The sequence below is a fragment of the Treponema bryantii NK4A124 genome (assembly GCF_000421345.1).
GTDB lineage: Bacteria > Spirochaetota > Spirochaetia > Treponematales > Treponemataceae > Treponema_D > Treponema_D bryantii_B.
In genome coordinates this window covers 344,123-368,029 of the sequence record NZ_ATWV01000002.1, presented here as the reverse complement: position 1 = coordinate 368,029, position 23,907 = coordinate 344,123, and the positions used below count along the sequence as shown (strand labels likewise).

General features: G+C 44.9%; 21 protein-coding genes. 9 read left to right on the top strand and 12 right to left on the bottom strand.

Translation table 11 applies throughout. The features are described from left to right. Nucleotide 1 precedes the first annotated feature (1 nt). The 8 genes from G626_RS0103140 to G626_RS0103105 all read right to left on the bottom strand — a co-directional run bounded on the left by G626_RS0103140 (nt 2) and on the right by G626_RS0103105 (nt 9,175). Entirely contained in the window at nt 2-1,219 is a 1,218-nt protein-coding gene (locus tag G626_RS0103140; protein ID WP_022931342.1) for an LCP family protein, read from the bottom strand. Nucleotides 1,220-1,235: 16 nt separating this feature from the next. Further along, nucleotides 1,236-1,823: a bis(5'-nucleosyl)-tetraphosphatase (symmetrical) YqeK gene (gene yqeK / locus G626_RS0103135; RefSeq protein WP_022931341.1), complete on the bottom strand. Its 588-nt coding sequence runs from the start codon at nt 1,821-1,823 to the stop codon at nt 1,236-1,238. Further along, nucleotides 1,816-2,472: a nicotinate (nicotinamide) nucleotide adenylyltransferase gene (nadD, locus tag G626_RS0103130; RefSeq protein WP_022931340.1), complete on the bottom strand. Its 657-nt coding sequence runs from the start codon at nt 2,470-2,472 to the stop codon at nt 1,816-1,818. The genes yqeK and nadD overlap by 8 nt, the downstream gene beginning before the upstream one ends. Beyond that, a complete protein-coding gene (obgE, locus tag G626_RS0103125) occupies nt 2,472-3,626 on the bottom strand; it encodes a GTPase ObgE (protein WP_022931339.1) in 1,155 nt (384 codons plus the stop codon). The genes nadD and obgE overlap by 1 nt, the downstream gene beginning before the upstream one ends. Before the next feature lie 66 nt (nt 3,627-3,692). Next, on the bottom strand, nt 3,693-3,947 hold the full coding sequence (locus tag G626_RS0103120) for a 50S ribosomal protein L27 (RefSeq protein WP_022931338.1): 255 nt from the start codon (nt 3,945-3,947) through the stop codon (nt 3,693-3,695). 18 nt (nt 3,948-3,965) lie between these two features. Further along, on the bottom strand, nt 3,966-4,280 hold the full coding sequence (gene rplU / locus G626_RS0103115; RefSeq protein WP_022931337.1) for a 50S ribosomal protein L21: 315 nt from the start codon (nt 4,278-4,280) through the stop codon (nt 3,966-3,968). Between the two features lie 163 nt (nt 4,281-4,443). Beyond that, nucleotides 4,444-6,861: a glycoside hydrolase family 95 protein gene (locus tag G626_RS15220; protein ID WP_022931336.1), complete on the bottom strand. Its 2,418-nt coding sequence runs from the start codon at nt 6,859-6,861 to the stop codon at nt 4,444-4,446. A gap of 22 nt (nt 6,862-6,883) precedes the next feature. After that, nucleotides 6,884-9,175: a radical SAM protein gene (locus G626_RS0103105; RefSeq protein WP_022931335.1), complete on the bottom strand. Its 2,292-nt coding sequence runs from the start codon at nt 9,173-9,175 to the stop codon at nt 6,884-6,886. Nucleotides 9,176-9,220: 45 nt separating this feature from the next. Between G626_RS0103105 and G626_RS0103100 the strand changes: the two genes are divergently transcribed. Then, on the top strand, nt 9,221-10,759 hold the full coding sequence (locus G626_RS0103100; RefSeq protein WP_022931334.1) for an ATP-dependent nuclease: 1,539 nt from the start codon (nt 9,221-9,223) through the stop codon (nt 10,757-10,759). Nucleotides 10,760-10,825: 66 nt separating this feature from the next. On the opposite strand, the gene G626_RS15215 is transcribed toward G626_RS0103100, so the two are convergent. The 3 genes from G626_RS15215 to G626_RS0103085 all read right to left on the bottom strand — a co-directional run bounded on the left by G626_RS15215 (nt 10,826) and on the right by G626_RS0103085 (nt 13,352). Beyond that, nucleotides 10,826-11,674, bottom strand: coding sequence for a hypothetical protein (locus G626_RS15215; protein ID WP_022931333.1), 849 nt, complete (start codon nt 11,672-11,674; stop codon nt 10,826-10,828). Between the two features lie 273 nt (nt 11,675-11,947). Continuing rightward, nucleotides 11,948-12,502, bottom strand: coding sequence for a histidine phosphatase family protein (locus G626_RS0103090; RefSeq protein WP_022931332.1), 555 nt, complete (start codon nt 12,500-12,502; stop codon nt 11,948-11,950). Then, the gene (locus tag G626_RS0103085; RefSeq protein WP_022931331.1) at nt 12,495-13,352 is read right to left on the bottom strand and encodes a patatin-like phospholipase family protein; all 858 of its coding nucleotides are present in this window, start codon (nt 13,350-13,352) and stop codon (nt 12,495-12,497) included. The genes G626_RS0103090 and G626_RS0103085 overlap by 8 nt, the downstream gene beginning before the upstream one ends. A gap of 205 nt (nt 13,353-13,557) precedes the next feature. On the opposite strand from G626_RS0103085, the gene G626_RS15210 reads away from it, so the two are divergent. From G626_RS15210 to G626_RS0103050, 6 genes are all read left to right on the top strand, one after another. Then, nucleotides 13,558-13,881: a helix-turn-helix domain-containing protein gene (locus G626_RS15210; RefSeq protein WP_022931330.1), complete on the top strand. Its 324-nt coding sequence runs from the start codon at nt 13,558-13,560 to the stop codon at nt 13,879-13,881. Between the two features lie 189 nt (nt 13,882-14,070). Continuing rightward, nucleotides 14,071-14,865, top strand: a complete 795-nt coding sequence (locus G626_RS17200; protein WP_022931329.1) for a FliM/FliN family flagellar motor switch protein — start codon at nt 14,071-14,073, stop codon at nt 14,863-14,865. A gap of 87 nt (nt 14,866-14,952) precedes the next feature. Then, nucleotides 14,953-15,996, top strand: coding sequence for an aldo/keto reductase (locus G626_RS0103070; RefSeq protein ID WP_022931328.1), 1,044 nt, complete (start codon nt 14,953-14,955; stop codon nt 15,994-15,996). Nucleotides 15,997-16,218: 222 nt separating this feature from the next. Continuing rightward, nucleotides 16,219-18,138 carry a DNA topoisomerase IV subunit A gene (locus G626_RS0103065; RefSeq protein ID WP_022931327.1) on the top strand — a complete coding sequence of 640 codons (1,920 nt, stop codon included), beginning with the start codon at nt 16,219-16,221 and terminating at the stop codon, nt 18,136-18,138. Nucleotides 18,139-18,399: 261 nt separating this feature from the next. After that, a complete protein-coding gene (locus G626_RS0103060; protein WP_022931326.1) occupies nt 18,400-18,999 on the top strand; it encodes an IMPACT family protein in 600 nt (199 codons plus the stop codon). A gap of 197 nt (nt 19,000-19,196) precedes the next feature. Next, complete coding sequence (locus tag G626_RS0103050; protein WP_081647479.1) at nt 19,197-20,486, top strand: endo-1,4-beta-xylanase; 1,290 nt, start codon at nt 19,197-19,199, stop codon at nt 20,484-20,486. A 1-nt stretch (nt 20,487) separates the two neighbouring features. On the opposite strand, the gene G626_RS0103045 is transcribed toward G626_RS0103050, so the two are convergent. Next, nucleotides 20,488-21,144 carry an HAD family hydrolase gene (locus G626_RS0103045; RefSeq protein WP_231365090.1) on the bottom strand — a complete coding sequence of 219 codons (657 nt, stop codon included), beginning with the start codon at nt 21,142-21,144 and terminating at the stop codon, nt 20,488-20,490. Between the two features lie 65 nt (nt 21,145-21,209). Between G626_RS0103045 and G626_RS15200 the strand changes: the two genes are divergently transcribed. Together G626_RS15200 and G626_RS0103035 are read left to right on the top strand one after the other, a co-directional pair. Then, complete coding sequence (locus G626_RS15200) at nt 21,210-22,088, top strand: alpha/beta hydrolase (protein ID WP_022931322.1); 879 nt, start codon at nt 21,210-21,212, stop codon at nt 22,086-22,088. Between the two features lie 12 nt (nt 22,089-22,100). Then, nucleotides 22,101-23,885 (top strand): glycoside hydrolase family 35 protein, encoded by a 1,785-nt coding sequence (locus tag G626_RS0103035; protein ID WP_022931321.1) that lies wholly within the window; start codon nt 22,101-22,103, stop codon nt 23,883-23,885. Nucleotides 23,886-23,907: the final 22 nt, after the last annotated feature.

Here is a 23,907-nt window from a genome sequence, read left to right as displayed (position 1 = left end):
CTTACCTTCGAGACGGAACAACATAACGTCCGTCAAAATCTCTACCAAGGATAATCGTAAAGTCAACGCCCGCATCAAGGCTTGAACTTTCGGCTTCCTCTTCAGGGGTAGCTTCCCTGATATTTGAACATCGGATAAACTCACCGACAATTTTTGCAACTTCCATATTTCCGATATGGTCTATGATTACAGTTTCTTCATAGTCATTTCTTGGAGCATTTACAGGACTCAATACATCATAACTTGCATTCTGGAAAAGAATTGCAGTATTTCGAGCAAGGCCCTGAGTTGTAGTACCGTTCTGAATTTCCAGTACATATACACGGCTGGTAAGAGTTCCATCTGTAGAAGCCAGAAGGTTTGTTGTTGTCTTTACTGCTTCCTTAATGAACTCACCGTTATTATCAGGCATCAAAAGCTGCTGACCATCTACACGGCGAAGCGAGCCTGTAATTGTCTGCTTGATTATTGATTCAGCATCAACATCTGCAATTGCGTCGAAAAGCGTTGTCTCTTCTTCTTCCTTAAGATTTGTCTTGATAAAATCAAGGTAGCGTTTTCGGTTTGCCTTCTGGAAAATAACGAATTTTTTATCGTGAATTCCGGTAATAAAAGCAGCCATGGCATTCTGATATCTTTCCTGAACATCAGCTTCTGTTTCATCTTCCAGTCTGTAATGAAGATAAGTATTGATTTTATCACCATCAAGGTTAATAGCACCGGAAGGAAGCAGCCATCTCTCACCCTCTTCCGAAAGGCAGTCTACCGGCTCAGAAATAAATACACGCATACCACCAAGGTAGTCTGAAATCTTAATAAAATTTTCCAGCGTTATAATTGCGTAATAAGGGATTGTCATTCCCAGAAGCTTTTCAACCTCATTACGGAAGCTGATTACACCGGCCTCGGAATAAACTTTCTGCAGTTTATCTACACGCCCAAGAGACTGATAAATTGCACCTGTATGACCAGGCAGATTTACAAGAGCCGCTTTGTTAGAAGAAGGATTATAAATCAATACACTTGAAAAAAGCATGCTTGAATCATCATCTTCTATAATAAAAAGGGTACGCATAATCCCCTTTTCTTTAAGCGCATCTTCTACAGTATTTGTTTTAAGAGAAAAGGCAAACACAAAGGAAAGTGCCACCGCTGTTATAATGATAAGAGCAATAAAAATAATTCCCTTTTGTTCATCTCGAATTTTGATTTTTCTCATCAGTCAGCTTTCCCCCTCATTTTTCACTTTTCTGCTGAGCATAATAATTTATCATTTCCCTTGTTCCGGGCTGAATTTCCACATTATGTTTTATAAGATACTCATAATTTTCTTCGAGCACAGAATAAAGCATTTCATCCAGACTCATTGCAAAAAGATTTGCGCGGTACTCCTCTGTAGACTGAGGTCGACCCGGTTCAATTTTATCTGCAAGAAAAAGACACTTTGTAAGATCACACATTCCGATGATTCCGGAAGTATGATTTGCAACTGCCTCAAGAATCTCCGGGTCGTAAACCTTAAAATGCTCCTTAAGCATAACTGCGGCTGCACGTCCATGAAGCAGTGCCGGCTTTTTCTTTTCAAAATCACTTATTTCATTTCCATCGCGGGCAGCAAGTTCAAAAAGCTCCTCGCTGGAAAAATCTTTACACATGTCATGGCCGATTCCCGCAAGATAGCCCTTGCGCCAGTCAAGTCCGTACTGACGGCACATGCGGGCACAGGTTTCTGCAACCCGAACAGAATGCTCGTAGCGGCTCTTTTTTACATGCGCCTGGGTAAAGGCACGGATTTCTTCGGTCTTTTCTATATAATCAATCATACAAGTTGTTTTCTATAATATAATCAAAAACTGCCGGCGGAACAAGATATCTAAAGCTTTTGCCCTCGCTGATGCGGCGGCGGATATCTGTAGAAGAAACCGGCAACATCGGGGATTCAACGTAAATACAGGGATACTTAAAGTTTTTCAAATCAAATTTAACTGAAAAATCTCCCTTGTAGTCGCCGCTTGGCTTATTTGCATAAAGGCTTGATTCCATAGCCTTTACATCCGGGTAGCGGTGAATGATAATGAGGTCGGCAAGTGCGCTTACCTTCTGCGGGTTACGCCATTTATCAAACTCTGCCGCAACCTCATCTCCCATTACAAAGGCCAGTTTTTTACTGAGTTTGCCTTCATATTTTTTTGTAAGATATTCGAGGGTGTCTGAGGTGTAAGAAATGCCGCCCCGGTCAACCTCACAGGTTTCGAGTTCAAAGTGGCCGCTGCCCTCGCTGGCACAAAAATCTTCAATCATTTTTAAGCGGTGCTGAGCTGAAATTATTTTCGAAGCATCCTTGTGCGGTGGCTGAAAGGTTGGAACAAAGAGCACTTTGTCGTAGCCAAGCTCGCGGATAATTGTATCTGCCAGCATTGCATGACCAACATGAAGAGGATTAAAGGTTCCGCCGAATACTGCTATTTTCATTACTGCTCGCTTCCCGGGTACTGAACATTATCATCGTCATCGTCAATATAGGCACGGTCTTTCATAAAACTGCTTCCAAACTGATTTGCATTTTCTGCTGCACTGTCGCCGATTCCGGCATCTGCAGCTGCCGACATATCACGTTTTTCCTGCTTAGAAACCAGTTCCATAATCTGATGCTGGGCATCCTTCATGCCGCGGCCTGTATGAACTGAAACCGGAATAACTACAGTGTCCGGCTCTGCAGCCTTAATTTTTTCCTGAACTTCAACAGCGCGGTCAAAAGCACCTTCAACATCAATTTTGTTACATAGAACAATGCGTGGCTTTTCCATAAGATTATCAGAATAATTACGAAGCTCCTTGCAGAGAGTGTCGTAGGCCGTAAGGTAATTTTCGTCTGAACAGTCAATCATAAAAATAAGGCAGGCTGTACGGGTAATATGCTTAAGGAAGGTGTCTCCAAGACCAAGGCCCTCACTGGCGCCTTCAATGATTCCAGGAATATCTGCAATGATGATATCTGATTCGTCGTCTACGCGGAGTACACCAAGATTTGGAATGATTGTCGTAAAAGGATAAGGCGCAATCTTTGGACGGGCATTTGTAAAGAAAGTAAGGAGAGATGATTTTCCGGCGTTAGGAAAGCCTACCAGACCGGCATCTGCCATAATAGAAAGCTCAAGTTTAAGAAAGCGGGTCTCGCCCTTCTGTCCCGGGTTAGCCTGTTTTGGTGCCTGATTTGTTGAAGACTTAAAGTGAACGTTACCCCAGCCGCCGTTACCACCCTTGAGGAAGGTAAAAGATTCGTCACCTTTAGCGGTTGAAAAGTCGTAAATGATTTCTTCTGTTTCGGCGTCGCGGATTGTTGTTCCAGGAGGAACAGGAATTACACAGTCTTCGCCGTCTGCACCGTAGCGGTTCCAGCCCTGACCGTCGCCGCCGTTTCGTGCTTTAAAACAGTGCTTGTGACGGATATTTGCAAGAGTTCGTAGATTCCGCTTTACAGTAAAAATAACATCACCGCCCTTACCGCCGTCACCGCCGTTAGGACCACCATGAGGAATATATTTTTCGCGCCGGAAGGCAACACAGCCGTTGCCGCCGTTACCTGAGCGCACCTCTATCAAAGCTTCATCTGCAAATCCAATCATAATTACTCCAAAAAAAAAGCCCGGCACTTTTACTTACCGGGCATTCATATTCAGTAAAAACTGAACTTATTTTGCAGCTTCAACAGAAACAACCTTGTGGTTATTTCTTTCACCGAAAACTACTTTTCCATCTGCTGTAGCAAAAAGGCTGTCATCACCAGCTTTCATAACATTTGCTCCAGGGTAGAATTTTGTTCCGCGCTGCTTTACGATGATAGAACCTGCAGTTACAGATTCACCAGCATATCTTTTTATACCCAAGCTTTTTGGATTCGGATCGCGTCCGTTTTTTGCACCAGATCCACCACGTGTTCTTCCCATAGTAATCTCCTTATTTAATTATGCGAGAGTGATAGACTCAACGCGTACCTTTGTATACTGCTGTCTGTGACCAATCAAACGATGATAGTCTTTCTTTGACTTGTACTTGAATACGAGAACCTTCTTATCGCGGAAAGAATCCTCAACAACTACAGTTACCTTTGCACCCTTAACATAAGGAGTTCCTACACTGATTTTGTCTCCATCGCTTACGAGAAGAACAGTATCAATGTCAATCTTTGAACCTTTTTCAGCATCAAGCTTATCTACTGTAAGGACAACGTCTTTCTCAGCCTTGTACTGCTTGCCCTTAAATTCAATAGTTGCGTACATAAAATACCTCTATTAAAATAATTCGTTATAAATCGCCCGATGCAGAGGAACAAGGAAACAGAATCCATACTGCAAAAGACTGGTAATTCAGACCGCCCGCTGCACGTAAAACGGGGATTAAACGTCAGTTAGCCTAAAGTCTAAATACGTATCAAAGAATATATCAGATTTGTGGAGTTTGTGCAATAGCAAATGGTCCCGGATGGAGTGTATGATTTACAACTTTTCCGTCTTTCCACTCAAAATCGATTGTATAGCCGCCTTTTACTGCAAGACCGCGTACGTGGCCGCACTGCCAGGCAGGGGCAGACGGAAGAGCCGGGAGGAGTTTTACTCTTACTGTGCCGTCTGCTTCAAACTCGCTTTGTATTAAGAGACGGAGAATGCCAGCCAGGGCACCGAAGTTTCCGTCAATCTGGAATGGAGGATGATTGTCGAGAAGATTTGGCAGAGTTGAGTGCTGGAAGAGCTTTATAATAGAAGAAAGTGCTTCGTCTCCCATGCCCAGCTGGGCATAAAAGTTTATTATCCAGGCCTGGCTCCAGCCGGTGTGGCCGCCGCCGTTGCTAAGGCGTTTAGCCAGGGTCTTTTTTGCGGCTTCGCAGAGTTCCGGGGTACGCTCAAGGGTAATTGTGTGGCCCGGGAAAAGGCCGTAAAGGTGGCTGATATGGCGGTGGCCGGGTTCAACCTCTTCCACTTCACGATTCCACTCCATCAGGGAGCCATCGGAATTGAGAGATGGCTTTTTGAGGTGGGATAGTACGTATTCGAAAGATTCGAAGTCTGACTGGGGGTAAGGCTTGCTCTGGCCGAGGGCTTCGTGGGCTTTTAAGCAGCCGGTAAAGAGGTGCTCTAAAATCATGTTGTCCATCTCGCAGCCAGGAGTAAAGGCACCAACCTCGCCTGTTTTTGTAACGTAAGAGTTTTCCGGAGAAAGACTTGGATTAATAATCAGATATGGCTTTCCGTCTTCTGCCAGGCCTGCTTCTTCGCTCGGAACAAGATAATCAACAAAGAAAAGAGCTGCTTCGTGCATTAAATAGTAATAACGCGCAAGAAAACTTTTATCCATTGTATATTCATAATGTTCTATTATATAAGTTGCCATCCAGGCGGCGCCGAGTACCCAGTAAGTAGCAGGAATCCAGGCATCCTGCGGGGCTGCATCTCCCCAGATGTCGGTATTGTGATGAAGGACATAACCCCGGCAGCCGTACATTTCGCGGGCAGCCTTTCGGCCTGGCTGATAGCAGCGTTCAAGCAGGTCAAAGAAAGGAAGTTCACATTCGCTGAGGCTTGTCATATTGACCGGCCAGTAGTTCATCTGGGCATTTATATTGATTGTGTATTTACTCTGCCAGGGCGGCTCAATCTGTCCGTTCCATAGGCCCTGAAGTGTTAGCGGCAGCAGGCCCGGGACACGGCTGCCGGAAATCATAAGATAGCGTGAAAAGTTTATGTATTGATTTACGAGGAAAGTGTTGTCCGGGGCGGCAGATAACAAGAGATCCGGGGTGGTTGAGTAGGCGCCAGCCGTATCGAAACCACCTTTTCCGAGAGCACGGTTACCCTGTGGTTTCGATACGCCCTCTGGGCTACTCAACCACCGGAAAGCATCCCCACCGATTTCTACATCGCAGCGGTCCCAGTAATTTTTCCATTCAACAAGGTGCCAGGCAAAAAAGTCTTCGGCGGCGGCAGAAAGGCCCACAGCGGAAATGCGATTTTTTATTTTAGTTAGATTAGACTTACATAGTGGTGTCCATTTGTTCTTCAGAATCAACTTGTCATACTGTTTTTTAGTAAGAGGTTTCTTATTCCACTTTTTATTCCATTTGAGACTCTGTATATCAATAAAGAATAGAACCTCGTCACAGGCTTTTCCGTAAAGACAGGTACCGCGAGTTCCGAACTCCCCGCCGCGGGCAATTGCCCCTGCTCCCACACAGAAAGGTATACCGTGAGAATCTTCAAGGAAGATACAGCCAGCGTCTGCCCATATCTTGTCACACCAGATTCCCCGGTCAAGATAACCAGAGTAATTAATTTTTCCCGGGGTACTGACGGTTACGTGCATAAATAGAATATCATCCACAGCGCTTATCCAGGTGCGGCGGGTAAAGATTGTTCCTTCATCATCTGTGTAAGTGACCAGAGTGCAGGCCATGTCTAGGAAGAGTTCAACCTTATAGTTGGTAAGAACACTTTCATCTGACTTGTGGGCAAGAGGCCAGCCGCAGGCAAGCCCGCTATTTTTTTGTGAAAAGAAATCAATGTGAAAATCACCTGCTGTCTGATAAGCGCGCTCATTAAAAGAAGTACCGCTCATTGCTTCAAAGCCAAGTGACTGGGCTTCGAGGACGCGACCTTCATTTACAAGGGAACGGATTTTTTCCAGGTTCTTTTTTGCATCAGGATTCAGGCGGTCCTGAGGGCCACCAGACCAGATTCCTTCCTCGTTGAGCTGAAGTATTTCATTAGAAGGATGGGCTTTTACCATACAGCCAAGACGGCCGTTTCCAAGAGGGAGATATTGCTCCCATTTTTCTGCGGGTTTATCAAACAGCATTTTGTAATTCATGCTTTTGATTATAGCATAGATTTTAGAAATCTAACAGAACAAGGCCGTGGCCGTGGAGTTTTTTCAGCTGCTTGATAAGCTGAGGATTTTTTGAAAGCTCGGCAAGGGCTGTACTGCGGTCGGCTTCCGGGGCCTCAGGTCGCAGTGACTTTAGAAGCAGAATGAGATCTTCGAGATTTGCGGCCGGGGCTGTCTGCTCTTCCATAAGATAGAGCCAGCGGTATTCTTTTTGATTTTCATTGGCAGTGCCGCAAAGTACAGGGGTGCCACCCAGCCACCAGATATTGGCTGCAGTTTTTTCGTTCAACACTGATGCGCGCTGGCGGTTTTTCTCTTCATATTTTTCTATTAAACTATTGATAAAACTGCGGTTTACAGTCGGCTTTGGCACCTGAAAGTCAAACCACTTTTGCACATGCTGATCGAGTCTGTCGCCATGCATCCAGCAATTGAGGGCTGTTTCCAGAGGAGTGCCAAACTTATTAAACTTTTCTTCGCCCTTAAAATGAAGATTGTTACGGGCAAAGGCAGAACTGGCTTCCTCGCTGGAAACAAGACTGAGGTTGTCCTCCTTCTGCCACTGATTATAAACTGTTGAATTTCTTGTGAGTACGAACTTATGCCAGAAGGCGCTGTCGAGAAGGCCTGCTTCAAAGAACTGACGCAAGGTTTCCATGGAGTCTATTATGGTTTGAGGAGTATCATTCCAGAAACCGTAGATCATATAGGCGTGGACGAGAATGCCCGCTTCTTTGAAAGCACAGCAGGCACGGATGATGGAAGAGATGTCTGTTCCCTTGTTGATTGCTTCGAGGCCTGTACCGGTTGCAGACTCAATTCCCGCAGATACTCCTCCAAGGCCGCAGTAGCTTAAAAAGGCGGCAAGATCTTTAGTAAAGGTCTTTTCAAAACGCACGTTGCCCCAGAAGTAAAGAGGATTTCCGGAGCGCGCATTTAAGAGGGCAAACTTTTTAAGGGCGACTGGCGGCAGAGCTTCGTCTACAAAATGGATGCCGTAGACTCCCTTGTCGCGGGCAGTTTTTAGAAGCCCATTAAATAAGGGTTCAATATCTGTTGGCTTGTAGCCGCAAACGTAATCAAGTGTGGTGTCGCAGAAGGCACAGCGGTGCCAGTAGCAGCCGTGAGCAAGATATGCTTTTATCCAGGCGCCGTCTGTCCAGATGCGGTGCATGGCGTTGGCATCGTCGCACATGCGGGGGTAAATTGAAAAGTCTATGTCGGAATAATCAGGGATGATTTTTGCAGTGATTTCGTTTTCGTATTTTTCAACGGCTGGGGTCTGCCAGAGGGGCTCGGTTACTTTTACAGAGCTGTCGGCTTGCGGGGTGAAGAGGCGGAGCTTGTACAATGGAGATGCTGAAACAAGTTCAGCATGACAATTTTTGTGTTCAGCATGACTGGCATCCAATGAGGCATGACAGGCTTCTAGCAGTGCGTGATATGAGCCGTAGCCGCGGTCGTAGGAAATGGCGTCGATGTATTTTGCAAGGGCCGGATCGCGCGCCTCGCGGAGCTCGGTGTTTACGAAGCCGCCGCCGATGCAGACAAAGGCTGAGCTTCCAAGTTTTTCTTTTAGGTAGCGCGCAGTGTAGAGGGCCGGCAGAAAAGTTCCTGCAAAGGGAATTGAGATGCAGAAGATAATATTGTTGGCGGGAAGCTCCAAAAGCATCTTCTCTAAAACCGGCTTATAAAAATGCTCCATAACCGGAGAATCTATCTGGGCCTCGAAATCTGAAAAAGTGCGGGTGTCCACTGCCAGCGACTCGGCGTAACGGACAAGAGAAAACTGAGGGTCAAAGGCAACGGTGATGTAGTCGGACAAATCGGCCAGGGCAAAGGAGCACAAAAAGCGCATGTCGTCTACGGTAGGCTCACGGCCATTTTCTGCAAGGCCGGCAAGATAATTTTCCATACGGCTGCCACGCGGCGCAAAAGGCGAATACAAAAACTGGTGTTCTTTTTCTCGGGCTCCACCCCCGCACAAAACGGCTGTTATAAAATCAATCCACTCTATCCAGTTTTCTTTCTGGCTTATATAGCGGCGGAGATTAAAGGCTGTATTATCATCACCCTTGCGCTCGGCCTGGTCGGCAAGCTGCAGGGCACGGGCCTCTGAAAGTTCAAAAAGACGGCGTAATCCGGCGGCTGAAAAAATCTCATAAAAAAGGCGGATATTCAAATCGCACCAGGAAGCCTCGCAGCCTTCTGTCTTAAAAAAAGAAGTAAGATAGGCCCCCGAAGGATAGGCGGTATTGAGCTGCATGATTGGCGGGATTATTGTCAGAACTTTCATATTTTTTATTATATCATAAAATCAAAGCTGTGTTATAATATAATTATGATTGAGCTCGAAACACGCGTGAAAATTCCTTTTCTCTGGGGAAAAACTGTTTTTAAGAAATCTAACTGGTCGCAGATTAATCTGATAGTGGGACCTAACGGAAGCGGAAAAACTCTTCTGGCAGAAAAGATTTCACAGCAGTTTGAAGCGGCCGGCTATTCGGTAAAATTTCTGCGTGCCGACCGCAATTACAGCGACCAGATTTCGATTCTCAAGGACAACGAAAAAATCCGCCTGAAAATTGAGAAAGTTCTTTCGAGCATGTTTGGAAAATCGATTACTTTTATAGAAGATATTGATGGAACTCTAATTCCGATTGTAGAGAACAAGGCCTGGAATGTGGAATATATGCTGGAAGAGGCGGAGTGTCACGGGCTTCGCGAAATCATTTCCCTGCTTGTAAATCTTTATGATTCCACTGCAGACGATTGTCTTTTTATTGATGAGCCGGAGCTGCACCTGCACCCTCAGTTTCAAACTTTTTTTATGAATGAGATTCGAAAGGAAGTTTCGCACAGTCAGCAGCGCATGTTCTTTTTGATTTCGCACTCCCCTTTTTATATTGATTTGCGCACGCCTGAGGAGCTTAGTGGTGTCATCGTTTGTCACATTAACAAGGCGCCAACGAGCATTGAAGAACTTTCAGAGGAAGATGACGCACTTTTCCGCAGATTTTTGCCGCGTTTCAATACCTATCACAAGCAGTTCTTTTTTTCCGACAACCAGATTTTTGTGGAAGGCTATACTGACCAGCAGATGTTCACTTATCTTTTGACTTTTATTGAAGATGAGTACAGCGCTGCAGGCACGGGAATTATTGACGTTGGCGGTAAGGATGAACTTGGTGTTTTCTGTAAGGTCTGTTCGTTATTGGGGACTAACGGCCGAATTATTACTGATCTTGATTCTTTGTTTTCCGGTAAGCTCCGCGATGTTGCAAATGAAGACGAGCGCGTAGTTGGCTGGCTTGAGAAGCAAAAGGAGCGCCAGGCTGATTTTTACAGCTCGATTTTTTCTACGAAAGAACTGGCTCAGGAAATCACTTTTGACAAATTGATTTACAGGCTGGAAAGATATCTTATAAAAGTGTCGCAGGAACTTCATGAGTATTGCGAAAAAAATCCGGTTCCAGAAAAGCTGCAGCCGCTTATGGAAAAGCTCTGCCAGCTGCGAGAAAAACACGAAAACGCAGAGGCCGTAGATACTTACAAAACAGTAATGCTGCAGGGCGTCAACAAACTGGATGAAGAACTTACAGCGCTGCTCTCACCTGCAACCGCTGCTACAATTCCAGTCATCAAAAATCTCGCCGCCTTTATTTTAGCCGCCGCCGAAGCCGCCCGCATCTACATCCTACCGCGCGGCTGCATCGAGCACTACTACACCCGCACCAGCATTCAGTACATGCCGGTTTCCGCAAAAGACAGACTCTTCCGCAACGAGCTTGAGTTCATTCAGGACGCCCACAGAAAGAGCGTGCGCAAGAATTACAGCGAACTTATTGAAATTCTGGAAAAGGCCGCGGGAAGAAACTGATTACAAAAAAAACACACCACCTGATTTCCAACGCCTGATTTGAAAAACAGGCAGTGTGTACGTTTATCACATCAAAAAATTCATAACATTATCTCTTGCAAGAGCACCAGACATTGGACAGGAACTAGTTTCCATCGTAATAATCAGATTTTTTCCAAGCTCATATCCATGTTCACTATATAGAAAGATTTTTTCGACGGCCCTTCTTGCATATTCAGTATCATCCATTTTTCCAAAATGCTCCCAGAAATACTCTTTTCTGGTTCTTACATTCAGACAACAAAAATCTGGATGAAATGTCACAAAATCAGGTTCCTTAAACTTATTGATATTTCTATTTATCAATACCGGATACTCATAACGATATGGAATGTGATTGTTCTTCAAAGTATCTGCAATTATAACTTCTGATTTTGAACGAACTTGTTCTCCGTTTTCGGTAAACAAGAGAGGTGTTTCTGGATCAATTGTTTTATGCCGGTAGGGAACTGAAAGCCATTTTTCAACATATTCAACATCTGAAAGTGTAAGAGGATCTGCTGCTTTATAACGGATGACGGGAAGGTTCAGGCAAACCTTTGAGGCATTTAGTTCTTCATAGTTTTTCAGGAAGTCTTTTAAATATGTAATTTCCTTTTGCAGCGCAGACACGATTTTTTTATCGTAGACTTTCTGACAGAGAGCACGGGCAATTTTACCCTGTGACCGCGGAATATATTTTCCCTGTAAATCACTATTATTTTCGCGCAGATAAAATTGATTTGTTCTCTTTTTTCGGACTATTCGAACTGAACCAGGCGGGGCATTTTCCAGAGATTTCTGCTTTATTCCCAGGTCTTTTTCAAGCCAGAAAATCCGGCGAGCAACTGATTCTGTAAATTGCGGCGGCATAAGACATTCAAATTCTTTAGCCAATTTTACTCCTTTTGCGGTGTATTTATAAGATAAATAAAAAGTGCCTTCGGGCAAAAGTACATATTAACCAGCGAGTTTTTTGCTTTAAATATGTACTTTTTGCCCGCAAACACACTTCCTGTAGCCAGAAGTACATATTAACGCCACTGATTTTCCATTTAAATATGTAAAACTACAGCTGATAAGACCTTTCAGTAGTCAATTGCCGGTACTTGCACGAAAAAAGTACATATTAACCATGAAGATTTTCGCTTTAAATATGTACTTTTGAGTTTAGAAACAATATTCCTTTATCTCACAGTTTCCGGTTTCTGTGGAGCTGAACTCTTCGTTTGTTTCTGAATTAAAATAGGAATGAATCATTCTGGCAATTCCGCCATGTGTAACAAGGAGGAAAGTTTTATTTTCTGTATTACTCCGTAACTTCAGTTCATCAAGCAGATTATAGATTCTCTGAGCTAGTCGCAGCATTGATTCTCCGCCATTATAATCGGAGGCAAACTGCTTTTTGGCTTCGTGAAAAACTCCGGGGTGCTTTTTCCATTCGTGACCCTCGTATTCTCCAAAGTTCTGTTCTATAAGGCGTGGTTCCAGAGTAAGGGGCAGCCCGTTTTCTTCGGCGACAATTTTTGCAGTATCGGCAGCCCGGCTCAATGGAGAATAAAGAACTTCATCTATCTTAATTCCGGTCTCTTTGATTTTCTTTGCAAGCTGGTGAGCCTGTTCAATTCCTTTTGGCGTAAGGGGAATATCAGTTACGCCCTGGACCTTACCTTCCAGATTCCACTGCGATTCGCCGTGACGGGTTATATAGATATGATTACTCATCTAAAAACCTCTTGATTTCCGCGAGCTTTTCAAGCGCAATGCGGCGGCCTTCTTCGTAAACCCGTTGAAGTTCATTTGGGTCTTTTTCTGTGCGGCTGATTCCAAGCGGAGCCGCCGGGCATATTACAAAAACTTCTCCGCGGTCTGCCTTTGCAAAAATATCGACAGTTTCTTCATTGTAAACGATATGACGGCGACTCATTGCAGCTACAAGCTTGGGATATTTTCTCAGCATTAAGCGCATGAGGCCCATCAGCGAAGCAGGCTTTTTCTGAAAGTCTCGGGGCTGGGTCAAAATCACGACATTGCGATTGTAGCCCAGGCTCTCAAAATATTTCAGCGGAATGGAATCTGTCATTCCGCCGTCAAGCAGCTTGTAGCCGTCAACTTTTACAACTCTGCTTGCAAGAGGCATTGAGGCAGAGGCCCGCATCCAGGTAAGGTCATTGGCATCGCAGGTCTCAAGTTTTTTGTATACCGGCTGGCCACTTACACAGTCAGAAGCGACACACCAGAATTCCATAGGATTTTTCCGGTAGGTTTCCAGATCATAAATATCAAGCTTATTAGGCAGAGTGTCGTAGCAGAACTTTGCCCCGTAAAGGTCACCGGTAAAAATCAGGGAGCGGATGGAACAGTAGCGCCAGTCATGAGAAAAGCGTTTGTTGTAACGGATGGCACGACCAATCTGGCGGGACTTAAAATTGCAGCCGAAGGTTGCTCCGGCAGAAACACCGATTGCCCCGTCAAAATCAATTCCATTTTCCATAAAAACATCAAGCACACCGGCGGTAAACATTCCCCGCATTGCGCCGCCTTCGAGAATCAAACCTTTTTTCATTTTTTCCATATAAATATTATAACACGAAAGAAACTCTACGGAATAGCCTTAAATCTTAATTATTTCTTAAAACTCTACTCAAAATTCTACTCAGATAAACCAGCCGTCGGGTTACAAGGGCAAAATACTGTGCTAATATTACAATGTCAGATGCCGGCAGAAGTGACAAATACCCGCCATGCGCGCCCGCTAACGCGGAGTTTTAGGAGAAATTATGAACGCACAGAAAACTGGATTATTGATTTATGAGATGAGAACGAGAAAAGCCCTCACTCAAAAGGAACTTGCTGAAAAATGCAATGTTACCGATAAAGCAGTTTCAAAATGGGAACGCGGTGAAGGCTGCCCTGATGTTACTGTTCTGCCCAAGCTTGCTGAAATCTTTGGAATCGAAGTTGATAGCCTCATGAAGGGCGAAATTCCCTTGAGTCAGGATGTAAGCGGAAAGACGATTAAATTTTATGACTTTAAAAGACCTGACCGTTATTCCAGAGAAATGCAGCATGTAATCTGGATGCTTGCAGAAGATATCTGCTAGGCAATAAATAAGGAATATTCTATTATTCTGAACGAACGCTTTGAATCAGAACTCTTTTGTGTTGATCAGTTAATCAATAAAGAGTTTCTGGCTTTAATTCCACAGAAATGCTTTTTCTATGACTTTAATTATACAGACCAGACAAATGGAGGCTTTACGGTAGAAATTGATCCGCAAATTGCAAAGCTTTTGCTTAAACAGGATTTTTCTAAGTATTCGCCTATCTCAGATTTTGATCTTGATGTCTTTAAAAATTATTTTCTGAAGATAATTGTTGATGTTTTTTACAAAAATGTTGAGCAGCTGACAGGCGGCAAAGTCAAGCTTGAAAATTTGAATCCATTTGAAAAAGGAAGAGCGGCAGGAAGTGGAAATAACTCGCGGCAGGAAGAACGCCGCATGCTTTTGATGCTGGGAATAAAGGCAAAACTTGAGAATACAGAAGGCTATATTAATTTTCAGTTTAGTGATGTTTTTATTGATAAGCTTCTGATGAACGGTTATTTCAGCGGTGAGAATAACAGAGTAAAAGTTCAGAATCTGTCAAACATCAAAAATCATATACAGCCGGATAATATTTTTGTAGAGTTTGGACGCTTTAATCCGGAAAATGTTCAACTCGAGCCTGGTAAAATTCTGATTCTTGATAAAAAAGAAAATGAAGGCCTGAACATCGTTTTCGAAAACCGGGTAATTCACACAGGAAAAACAGTCTGCATAGATGAGCTTTTCGGAATAGAGATTGCAGAAACGACTCAGCTTTCGGAAATCGAATACACCGAAAAAGATTACATTTCGATTCAACTGGGAAGTGCATCGCTTAAAAAAGAAGAAATTGCAGGGCTTCACCAGGGCTCTTACATCACCTTAAAACAGCGGGCCGGTGATCCATCACTGATTATTCGTGCGGGCAAAGTAATTGGCACCGGTGAAATATGCGTCGCTGATGACACCTTTGCGATTCGGGTTATTGAGGTGAAGTGATACGGAAATAGACGCAGCAAGACAGGTCGCGGCAAAACCAGCGCGGCCTGCTAACTATTTTTTACCACCTGTGCTATAATTTTAGGTATGAAAACAATCACTCTCGGTTCCACCGGAATTACAACTCCTCAAAATGCTTTTGGAGCGCTTCCTGTTCAGCGCGTTAATATGGAAACTGCCGTTGAGATTTTGCACAGAGCTTACGACGGCGGAATGACTTTTTTTGACACTGCCCGAGCCTATTCTGACAGCGAAGAAAAAATCGGAGAAGCATTTACGGGCTTTACCGGCCGCGACGGATTCCCTTCCCGAGAGAAAATTTATATTGCAACTAAATCTACTGCGACTAGTCCGGACCAGCTTAAGGCAGACCTTGAAACTTCCCTCCGTAACCTGCGCACTGATTATATTGATATTTACCAGCTGCACTGCGTAAAACAATGCTACAGGCCAGGCGACGGCACAGGCCTCTATGAGACTCTGCTCGAAGCAAAAGCTCAGGGTAAAATCCGCCACATTGGAATTACTGCCCACAAAATCGGCATTGCCGAAGAGATTGCGGAGAGCGGACTTTATGAGACGCTGCAGTTCCCATTCTCTTACCTTGCAAGCGAGCGCGACCTTGCCCTTGTAGAAAAGTGCCGGAAAAACAACGTCGGCTTTATCGCAATGAAAGGCTTGTCAGGCGGTCTCCTTACAAACGCCGTCGCCTGCATGGCCTTTATGAGCCAGTACCCAGTTCTTCCAATCTGGGGCATTCAGAGAATGAGTGAACTTGAGCAGTGGCTGGCCTTTTTCAAAGAGCCGCCGGCCATGACAGCAGAACTCGAAGCAATCATAAAAAAAGACCGGGATGAGCTGCTCGGAGAATTCTGCCGTGGCTGTGGCTACTGCTCGCCATGTTCTGTCGGCATCACAATCAACCAGTGCGCCCGTATGAGCCAGATGATTCGCCGAGCTCCGTCTGAGGCCTGGCTCACTCCACACTGGCAGGAAGAAATGCTGAAGATTGAAAGATGCGTAGACTGCGGCGCCTGCCTCAAACGCTGCCCATACGAGCTGAACATTCCGACACTGCTCCGCAAGAATCTTGTGGATTACAAGGAGATTCTTGCGGGTAAGAAGATTTGATGGATTGCTTCGCCTTCGGCTCGCAATGACATTTTTTGCTTTCAATGATGTAACCGGGGCGTTACGGGGTGTCCCCGTTAGAAGGGGTAGCGCAAGACACCGCAGCGAAGCGAGGAGGCTTGCGCGCAGGGGAAGGCCTTCCCCTCCTCAACTATTGAAAATCCCGAATTTATGATTTATAATTTTACATGGGTGAGGACTACTGTCCTTTAGGGGAAAATAATGGCTTATGTAAAAAATCTCTTTGACCAGAATTTTATTCAGTATGCGAGTTACGTTATCCGCGACCGCGCTATTCCTGAAATTACGGACGGACTTAAACCTGTTCAAAGACGAATCATTCACACTTTAATCAAGACAGACGACGGACGTTTTACAAAGGTTGCAAATGTGTGCGGTAAGGTTATGGCTTACCATCCGCACGGAGATGCTTCTATTTATACTGCTCTTGTAAACCTTGCCAACAAGGAACTTTTTATAGACAAGCAGGGAAACTTTGGTAATATGTTTACGGGTGATGGTGCCTCTGCTCCCCGATACATTGAGTGCCGCCTGCGCCCTATCACAAAGGAAATTTTAAACACAAATCCGCGCATTACTCAGTATGTTGATACTTACGACAGCCGTGATGTTGAGCCGGTTGCATTCCAGGCAAAGCTGCCTCTCGTCCTTATTCTTGGTGCCGAAGGTATTGCCGTTGGTATGAGTACAAATATTCTCAGCCACAATATTCACGAGGTAATCGAGGCAGAAAAGAAATGTCTGCGTGGCGAAAAGTTCCAGCTCTTCCCGGACTTCCCTACCGGCGGTCTTATCGACGTATCTGACTACAACGACGGTCTTGGAAAAATCATCACCCGCGCAAAGATGGATACCAGTGATGAAAAGAAAATCGTCATCACCGAGCTGCCTTACGGCTCAACTACCGAACGTTTGTGTGACTCAATTGAAAAGGCTGTAAAAAACGGCAAGATTAAAGCCACATCAATTCAGGACTATACTTCTGATAAAGTAAATATCGAAATCCGCCTGCAGCGCGGAGTTTATACAAAGGACGTTGTAGATTCTCTCTACGCCTTCACCGACTGCGAGCAGACAATCTACTGTAACCTCCTGGTTATCAAAGACAACATGCCGGTGCAGATGACCTGTACACAGGTAATCGAGCATCACGCAAAGCAGCTGGTAGGAATCCTCAAGGCAGAACTTCAGCTCGAAAAAGAAGACCTGATGGAAAAGCTGCACCTGCGTACCCTCGAGCGAATCTTCGTAGAAGAAAGAATCTATAAAAAAATCGAACAGCAGAAAACTGAAGAAGGCGTAATCAAGGCTGTAAAGGACGGCTTTAAGCCATTTGCAAAAGAGCTGATTCGTCCTATTACAGACGAAGATGTTGATCACCTTTTGAAAATCCCAATCCGCCGAATTTCCCTTTACGATATGAGCAAGAACAAGGCCGAGGTTGAAGCAATCAATGCCCGCATCAAGGAAATCAACCGCCTGCTCAAGCACCTGGTAGATTACGCAATCAGCTGGCTGGATGGAATCGAAAAGAAGCTGGCCGTGCTTGGCGAGGATGCTTTCAAGCGCCACACTCAGATTACAAATATCAACGCCGTAGACGTAAAGGCCGTTACAAAGCGCGACCTTTCCCTCAAGTACGACGAGAAAAACGGAAACCTTGGAACAGAAGTTTCCGGCGGCGTAGAAGTTCTCAAGGTTACTCCTTACGACAAAGTGCTTTACGTCCGCAAGAGCGGAATCTACTCTGTTTCTGAGTCGCCGAAAAAAATCTTCGTTGGTCCGGAAATGCGTTACTGCGGTCTTGCCGACAAAGAAAGTCTTTCAAAGGTTCTCTTTACAATTATTTACCGCGACCCTGCAACTCAGTTTGTCTACGTTAAGCGCTGTAAGATTCAGGGCTACATCATGAACCGCGACTACTTCTTTGCTCCTGAGGGCTGCGAGGTTCTCCACGTTGATACCCGCAAGACCTTCACCTTCCAGCTTAATTACGTTAAGAAGGGCCGCATCAAGGTTCTTCAGGAAAAGTTCAAGGCCGACAAGTTTGAAGAGAAGAGCCTTAAGGCTAAGGGCGTTCGCGTTGTAAGCAAGGAAGTACAGGATATAGTTGTGGAGTAGAAGTCAGGAGGGGGAAGTCGACCCCTTAGGGAGCGGCACTGCGTAGCAGGGCAAAAACAGTCCAGTGGACTGTTTTTAGCGAGTCTCGGCGAAGGCTATGCCTGAGCCGCCGCTCCAACCGCCTGCGGCGTTTTCCGCTACCCCTTCTAACGGGGGCTCCGCCCCCGTAGCGCCCCCGCAAGACCGTGTCATTCCGAACTTGTTTCGGAATCTCATGTAATAGATGCTGAAACAAGTTCAGCATGACAATTAATATAAAATATGGAAATATTAAAATCCTACATCCAATACGAAGAAACAATCAAAGGCTCCCGCTTCCTCTCCGAGCTCTTTCCCTGCGACTCACAGGCCGGGGCCCGCGAACTCGTAAAAGCCCAGAAGGCAAAATATGCCGACGCAACTCACGTAGTTCACGCCTTCGTCATCGGCCCGGGTGCCGAGGTCATGGGCATGAGTGACGACGGAGAGCCTAGCGGCACGGCCGGCCGCCCTGCCCTGGACATACTCCGCGGCCGCGCCTGCACCAACACAGTTCTAACAATTACCCGCTGGTTCGGCGGCACATTACTGGGAACTGGAGGCCTTGTAAAAGCCTACGGCAACGGCGCCAAAGGTGTTCTTGCCGCCGCCGACGAGGCCGGGCTTTTCGAAGAACTCGTTGCTAAGAAGGACTTCACTTTTTCAACAGACTATTCACTCTATAAACTGGTCAAAAATAATATGGAACTTTTCCATATCTCCAACCTAACCGAAGACTTCGGAACCGAAATCAAAATCACAGGTCAAATCCACGAAAGCGAGTATCAGGTATTTATAAGTAAATTGCTTGATATTTCGAATGGTAAGATTATTGTAAAATAATTTTACCATAAAAAACTTGATGGACTTCCGTTGCAGAACAGCACAACCTGCGGCTTGGCGTAAGTGGTATCCGACTCGCTTCAGCTTCGCTTCCGCTCGCGAACGCCAAGATGCAGGTTGTACTATTCTTCCACTCGCGTCCCTCAAGTTTTTACATAATCGTTTTTTAATCTTACCATTCGAAGGAACACGGAAAAATGAAAAAACTATTTTCACTAGCTGCAATAACACTCGTGGCACTTACTCTCATCTCCTGCGCAGGAAAATCAAAATCAGCTCCAGTACAAACTGAGCAATCTTCCGCACCAAGCATGGCAGACAGAATCATGAAATCAGCAGAAAAAACAGAAACTGTTATAAAGCCGGCCGAGTCCGCTCAGCCGGAAATCACTGCTCCACTCTACGAGCTTGCCGCAAAGCACGGCTTTAAGCTTGGAACAGTAATCAATCCCCAGCAGCTACAGAAAAAAGCATATACCGATATGGTAAAGGCAGACTTCAACAGCCTCACTGCCGGAAACGAGTTTAAAGCCTACTCTCTTCTCAACCAGAGCTCCAGTCAGAAAAGCGAAAACGGCATGCCTGCAATGAACTATTACAATGCAGACAAAATTGCAGAGTTTGCCCAGGCTAACGGAATCGGAATCCGCGGCCACGTTCTTGTATGGGACGCTTATATGCCGGCCTGGTTCTTCCGCGAGGGCTACAAAAACGACGGTGCCTTTGTTTCTTCAGACACAATGAAAAAAAGACTTCAATATTATATAGAAGAAGTTGTTGCCCACTTTGAAGAAAAATTCCCTGGAGTTGTTTACTGCTGGGATGTTGTAAACGAAGCAGTTGCAGACGGCACTAACGAATGCAAGGCAGACGACCCTCGAAGAGTCCGCACAAGCCGCGGTGGAACTACAAACTATTTCTACGATGTAATCGGCCCGGACTACGTTGAGCTTTCTTTCAAATATGCCCGCCAGGCCGCAAAAAAAGCAAATGCCAACATCAAGCTTTTCTACAACGACTACAACACCTTCTTTTCTCCAAAACGCGAGGCTATCGGTAAACTTATCGAAAGCATCAACAAAGATGAAAAGCTCTGTGATGGTGTCGGCATGCAGGGCTACGTCGGCGGCTACGGCCAGCAGTCTGGCTGTATGAATGTAAATGACATCAACCTATTCAAAAACGCAATTAACTTCTACAGCAAGATGGGCCTTGAAGTTCAGGTTACAGAACTTGCCCTCCGCAACTACGAAAAAGAAAAAGCCGAACAACACGCAAACTACTATGAAAACTTCTTCAAAATGCTGGCAGCCGCCGCACACGAAACAAAGAGCCTCACCTGTGTAGCCATCTGGGGAATCTGCGACAATCCGTCACTTCCAAAGAACGACTACAGCTACAAAATGAACGGCCCTTACTGCGGAATGTACAACTACGACTGTAGCCGAAAGGCAGAATACTTCAGAGTTGCAAAAGTTTTAGAGTAAATTACAAAATACTTTTTAGTCCATCGAGCGAGCCAAAAATACTTTCACACATTTTTTTGATCTCCTCCGTCGGCTGAACCTTATCAATCACCATAATCGGATGAAGGCCGGCGGCGTGGGCGCTGCGGATTCCGTTGAGGCTGTCTTCGATTGCGACGCAGTCCTCTGGCTTCATACCGATTGATTTGCAGGCCATAAGATATATTTCCGGATTAGGCTTACTGTGTTCTACCATTTCGCCGGTTGTGCGGGTTTCGAAAAAGTCGATTACGCCGGCTGCGCGAAGCTGTCGTTCTACAGTAGGTCCTCTTGTAGAAGATGCCAAAGCCAGACGGTAGTGTGGCTTCAAATACTCTAAAATCTCCCTTGCATAAGGCAGCAGCGGTATCCCCTCTTTCTCTTCTATTTCGTGAAAGAGTTCTGAAGTTCTCTCAAGAAAGGCTTCGCTGTCAAAATCCTCACCGTAATATTTTTTCAAAGTCTGGATTGTGTCGTTTTTATTTGAGCCTCGGCAGGCATTCAATATTTCATCATTTACAGAAAGGCCTTTTTCCTCTGCAGCCTTTCTCCAGGTTATATCTGAAATTGATTCTGAATCGAGAATTACCCCGTCCATATCAAAAATTATTGCCTTTATATTTTCCATCTTTTCACTCATAATTTAGGGATTTTACCATATTTAGAATAATAGAAAAATCCCCTCAATAATGATATATTTAAAATATGAAAAAGATTTTTACCGCATTTGCAGCTGCAATTTTATTCTGTACCGCAGCCCTTGCCCAGGACGCAACTATTTATCTCTGGCGCAATGTAAAAGGAATGGAAAAAGAGCCTTCCGTTATGTTCATGCATAAGGCTTCCGACACAGCTCCACATACCCGCACTGCAGTAATTGTCTGCCCCGGCGGAAGTTATCATCATTTAGGATTAAAAAGCGAAGGAACTACTACCGCAACCTGGTTTGCAGAAAACGGAGTTACTGCCTTTGTTTTAAAATATCGTACTGCAGAAAGTCTCTACCACCACCCTGCCATGCTGCAGGATATTCAGCGTGCAATTCAGCTGGTACGCGAAAATGCGGAGAACTGGGATATTGACCCCGCAAAAGTTGGAGTAATCGGTTTTTCTGCCGGCGGTCACCTTGTAACCATGGCCGGTGAGTTCTGGCAGACTCATGACGAAATTGCAAAGCTTGGAATACAAACTAACGTTAGTTTGCGTCCGGATTTTGTAATTCCTGTTTACCCTGTTGTAAGCATGCAGGATGATATTGCCCACCGCTGGAGCCGCAACAGTCTGCTCGGTAAGGGTGCAAAAAATCAGACTCAAGCCCGCAAAGATGAGTTCTCCATGGAACTCAACGTTTCTGCCGATATGCCACCGACCTATGTAGTTGTCTGCGATGATGACCCGGTTGTAATTCCTGAAAACTCACTCCGACTCTACGAGGCTCTGCAGGCAGCAGGCATTCCAAGTAAGCTTGCCCGCTACCCATGGGGCAAACACGGCTTTGGAATGAAGGACAATGACTTTATGAAAGAGTTTCACTACAATCAGCCGCTCAAAGAATGGCTGGTTGAACTCGGATTTATGGAATAGGATAATTAAAATATGAGTACATTTGAAATCAAAGATACATTTTTATTGGATGGAAAACCCTTCCAGATTATCTCCGGAGCAATCCACTACTTCCGCGTAGTTCCAGAATACTGGCAAGACCGTCTTGAAAAATTAAAGAACATGGGCTGTAACACAGTAGAAACTTACATCCCATGGAATATCACAGAACCACGCAAGGGCCAATTCTGTTTTGACGGCCTTTGTGATTTTGAAAAGTTTCTTGATATAGCACAAAGCCTTGGGCTCTACGCAATTGTACGCCCTTCTCCTTACATCTGTGCAGAATGGGAGCTTGGCGGCCTTCCTTCCTGGCTCCTTGCAATTCCTGGTCTTGAGCTTCGCTGCAAAAATGAACTTTATTATCAGAATATCCATGACTATTACAAGGTTCTCCTTCCCCGCCTTGTAAACCATCAGATTGATAAGGGTGGAAACATAATCCTCATGCAGATTGAAAATGAATACGGCTACTATGGTAAGGACATGAGCTATCTTCAGTTTCTTGCTGATTTAATGCGCGAAGGAGGAATTACAGTACCTTTCGTTACCAGCGACGGACCATGGGGAAAAATGTTTATAAACGGCCAGCTCACAGGTGCCCTTCCAACTGGAAACTTCGGCTCCCATGCCCGCCCTCTTTTTTCAAACATGAAACGCATGATGAAAAAGACCGGCAACAAAGGACCCCTTATGTGCATGGAATTCTGGATTGGCTGGTTTGATGCCTGGGGAAACACAGAGCACAAAAAATCAAAACTCAAACGAAATATCAAAGACCTCAATTACATATTGAAAAAAGGAAATGTAAACTTTTACATGTTCCACGGCGGTACAAACTTTGGCTTTATGAACGGTTCAAACTATTACACAAAGCTCACGCCGGATGTAACTTCTTATGATTATGACGCCCCTCTTTCAGAAGACGGAAAGATTACAGAAAAATATCTTACCTTCCAGAAAATCATAAAGAAATACCGGGACTTCGAAGAAATTCCTTTAAGCACAAATATTAAGCAGAAGGCTTACGGGAAAGTAATGGCCGAAGACTCAATTGCTCTTTTTGACATTCTTCAGGAAATCGCTGAAGAAAAAACAATCGAAGGCCAAAAGCTTTTGAGCATGGAAGAAACAGGTCAGGATTACGGATATATTCTGTATAAGACAAAGATGCCGGCAGCCGCAAGTACGCTTAAAATCGAAGAAGCAAACGATAGAATCACAGGCTTTATAAATGACAAAGCAGTCTTTACAGTCTTTGACAAAGAAATCTCAAATGCCCAGAAAATCTCCGCTGCTGCCGGTGACGAACTTAGCCTTCTTGTAGAAAATCTTGGCCGCGTAAACTTTGCAGGAAAGATTCCTTTCCAGCGCAAGGGTATCTTCGGCAAAGTAACAGCTGATGACACCCCACTTGAAAACTGGAAATATTACAATCTGAATCTGGATGCTGAACAGCTTTCAAAAATTAACTGGACAAAGGCAAGTCCAGCAGGCGCCGCAAGTGCAGCCGGCACCCCTCAGTCTGGCCCAAGCTTTACCCGCTTCCACTTCGAAGTGGATGAAGCCTGCGACACTTATCTTGATTTTTCCGGCTGGGGAAAAGGCTGTATTTTCTTAAACGGCTTTAATCTTGGCCGCTTCTGGGAAATCGGTCCGCAAAGAAGACTCTATGTTCCGGCCCCTCTTCTGAAAACCGGAACAAATGAAATCATTATCTTCGAGAGCGAAGGTAAAACAAACTCAAGTATCGAGTTCTTTGCAGAACATAAACTATAAAAAAAAGCAATAAACGCTAAAA

What these genes read in the sequence shown, in the direction of transcription:
- G626_RS0103140 (WP_022931342.1), bottom strand. Translation starts at nt 1,219, where the DNA reads ATGAGAAAAATCAAAATTCGAGATGAACAAAAGGGAATTATTTTTATT.
- yqeK (WP_022931341.1), bottom strand. Translation starts at nt 1,823, where the DNA reads ATGATTGATTATATAGAAAAGACCGAAGAAATCCGTGCCTTTACCCAG.
- nadD (WP_022931340.1), bottom strand. Translation starts at nt 2,472, where the DNA reads ATGAAAATAGCAGTATTCGGCGGAACCTTTAATCCTCTTCATGTTGGT.
- obgE (WP_022931339.1), bottom strand. Translation starts at nt 3,626, where the DNA reads ATGATTGGATTTGCAGATGAAGCTTTGATAGAGGTGCGCTCAGGTAAC.
- G626_RS0103120 (WP_022931338.1), bottom strand. Translation starts at nt 3,947, where the DNA reads ATGGGAAGAACACGTGGTGGATCTGGTGCAAAAAACGGACGCGATCCG.
- rplU (WP_022931337.1), bottom strand. Translation starts at nt 4,280, where the DNA reads ATGTACGCAACTATTGAATTTAAGGGCAAGCAGTACAAGGCTGAGAAA.
- G626_RS15220 (WP_022931336.1), bottom strand. Translation starts at nt 6,861, where the DNA reads ATGAATTACAAAATGCTGTTTGATAAACCCGCAGAAAAATGGGAGCAA.
- G626_RS0103105 (WP_022931335.1), bottom strand. Translation starts at nt 9,175, where the DNA reads ATGAAAGTTCTGACAATAATCCCGCCAATCATGCAGCTCAATACCGCC.
- G626_RS0103100 (WP_022931334.1), top strand. Translation starts at nt 9,221, where the DNA reads ATGATTGAGCTCGAAACACGCGTGAAAATTCCTTTTCTCTGGGGAAAA.
- G626_RS0103090 (WP_022931332.1), bottom strand. Translation starts at nt 12,502, where the DNA reads ATGAGTAATCATATCTATATAACCCGTCACGGCGAATCGCAGTGGAAT.
- G626_RS0103085 (WP_022931331.1), bottom strand. Translation starts at nt 13,352, where the DNA reads ATGGAAAAAATGAAAAAAGGTTTGATTCTCGAAGGCGGCGCAATGCGG.
- G626_RS15210 (WP_022931330.1), top strand. Translation starts at nt 13,558, where the DNA reads ATGAACGCACAGAAAACTGGATTATTGATTTATGAGATGAGAACGAGA.
- G626_RS0103070 (WP_022931328.1), top strand. Translation starts at nt 14,953, where the DNA reads ATGAAAACAATCACTCTCGGTTCCACCGGAATTACAACTCCTCAAAAT.
- G626_RS0103065 (WP_022931327.1), top strand. Translation starts at nt 16,219, where the DNA reads ATGGCTTATGTAAAAAATCTCTTTGACCAGAATTTTATTCAGTATGCG.
- G626_RS0103060 (WP_022931326.1), top strand. Translation starts at nt 18,400, where the DNA reads ATGGAAATATTAAAATCCTACATCCAATACGAAGAAACAATCAAAGGC.
- G626_RS0103050 (WP_081647479.1), top strand. Translation starts at nt 19,197, where the DNA reads ATGAAAAAACTATTTTCACTAGCTGCAATAACACTCGTGGCACTTACT.
- G626_RS0103045 (WP_231365090.1), bottom strand. Translation starts at nt 21,144, where the DNA reads ATGAGTGAAAAGATGGAAAATATAAAGGCAATAATTTTTGATATGGAC.
- G626_RS15200 (WP_022931322.1), top strand. Translation starts at nt 21,210, where the DNA reads ATGAAAAAGATTTTTACCGCATTTGCAGCTGCAATTTTATTCTGTACC.
- G626_RS0103035 (WP_022931321.1), top strand. Translation starts at nt 22,101, where the DNA reads ATGAGTACATTTGAAATCAAAGATACATTTTTATTGGATGGAAAACCC.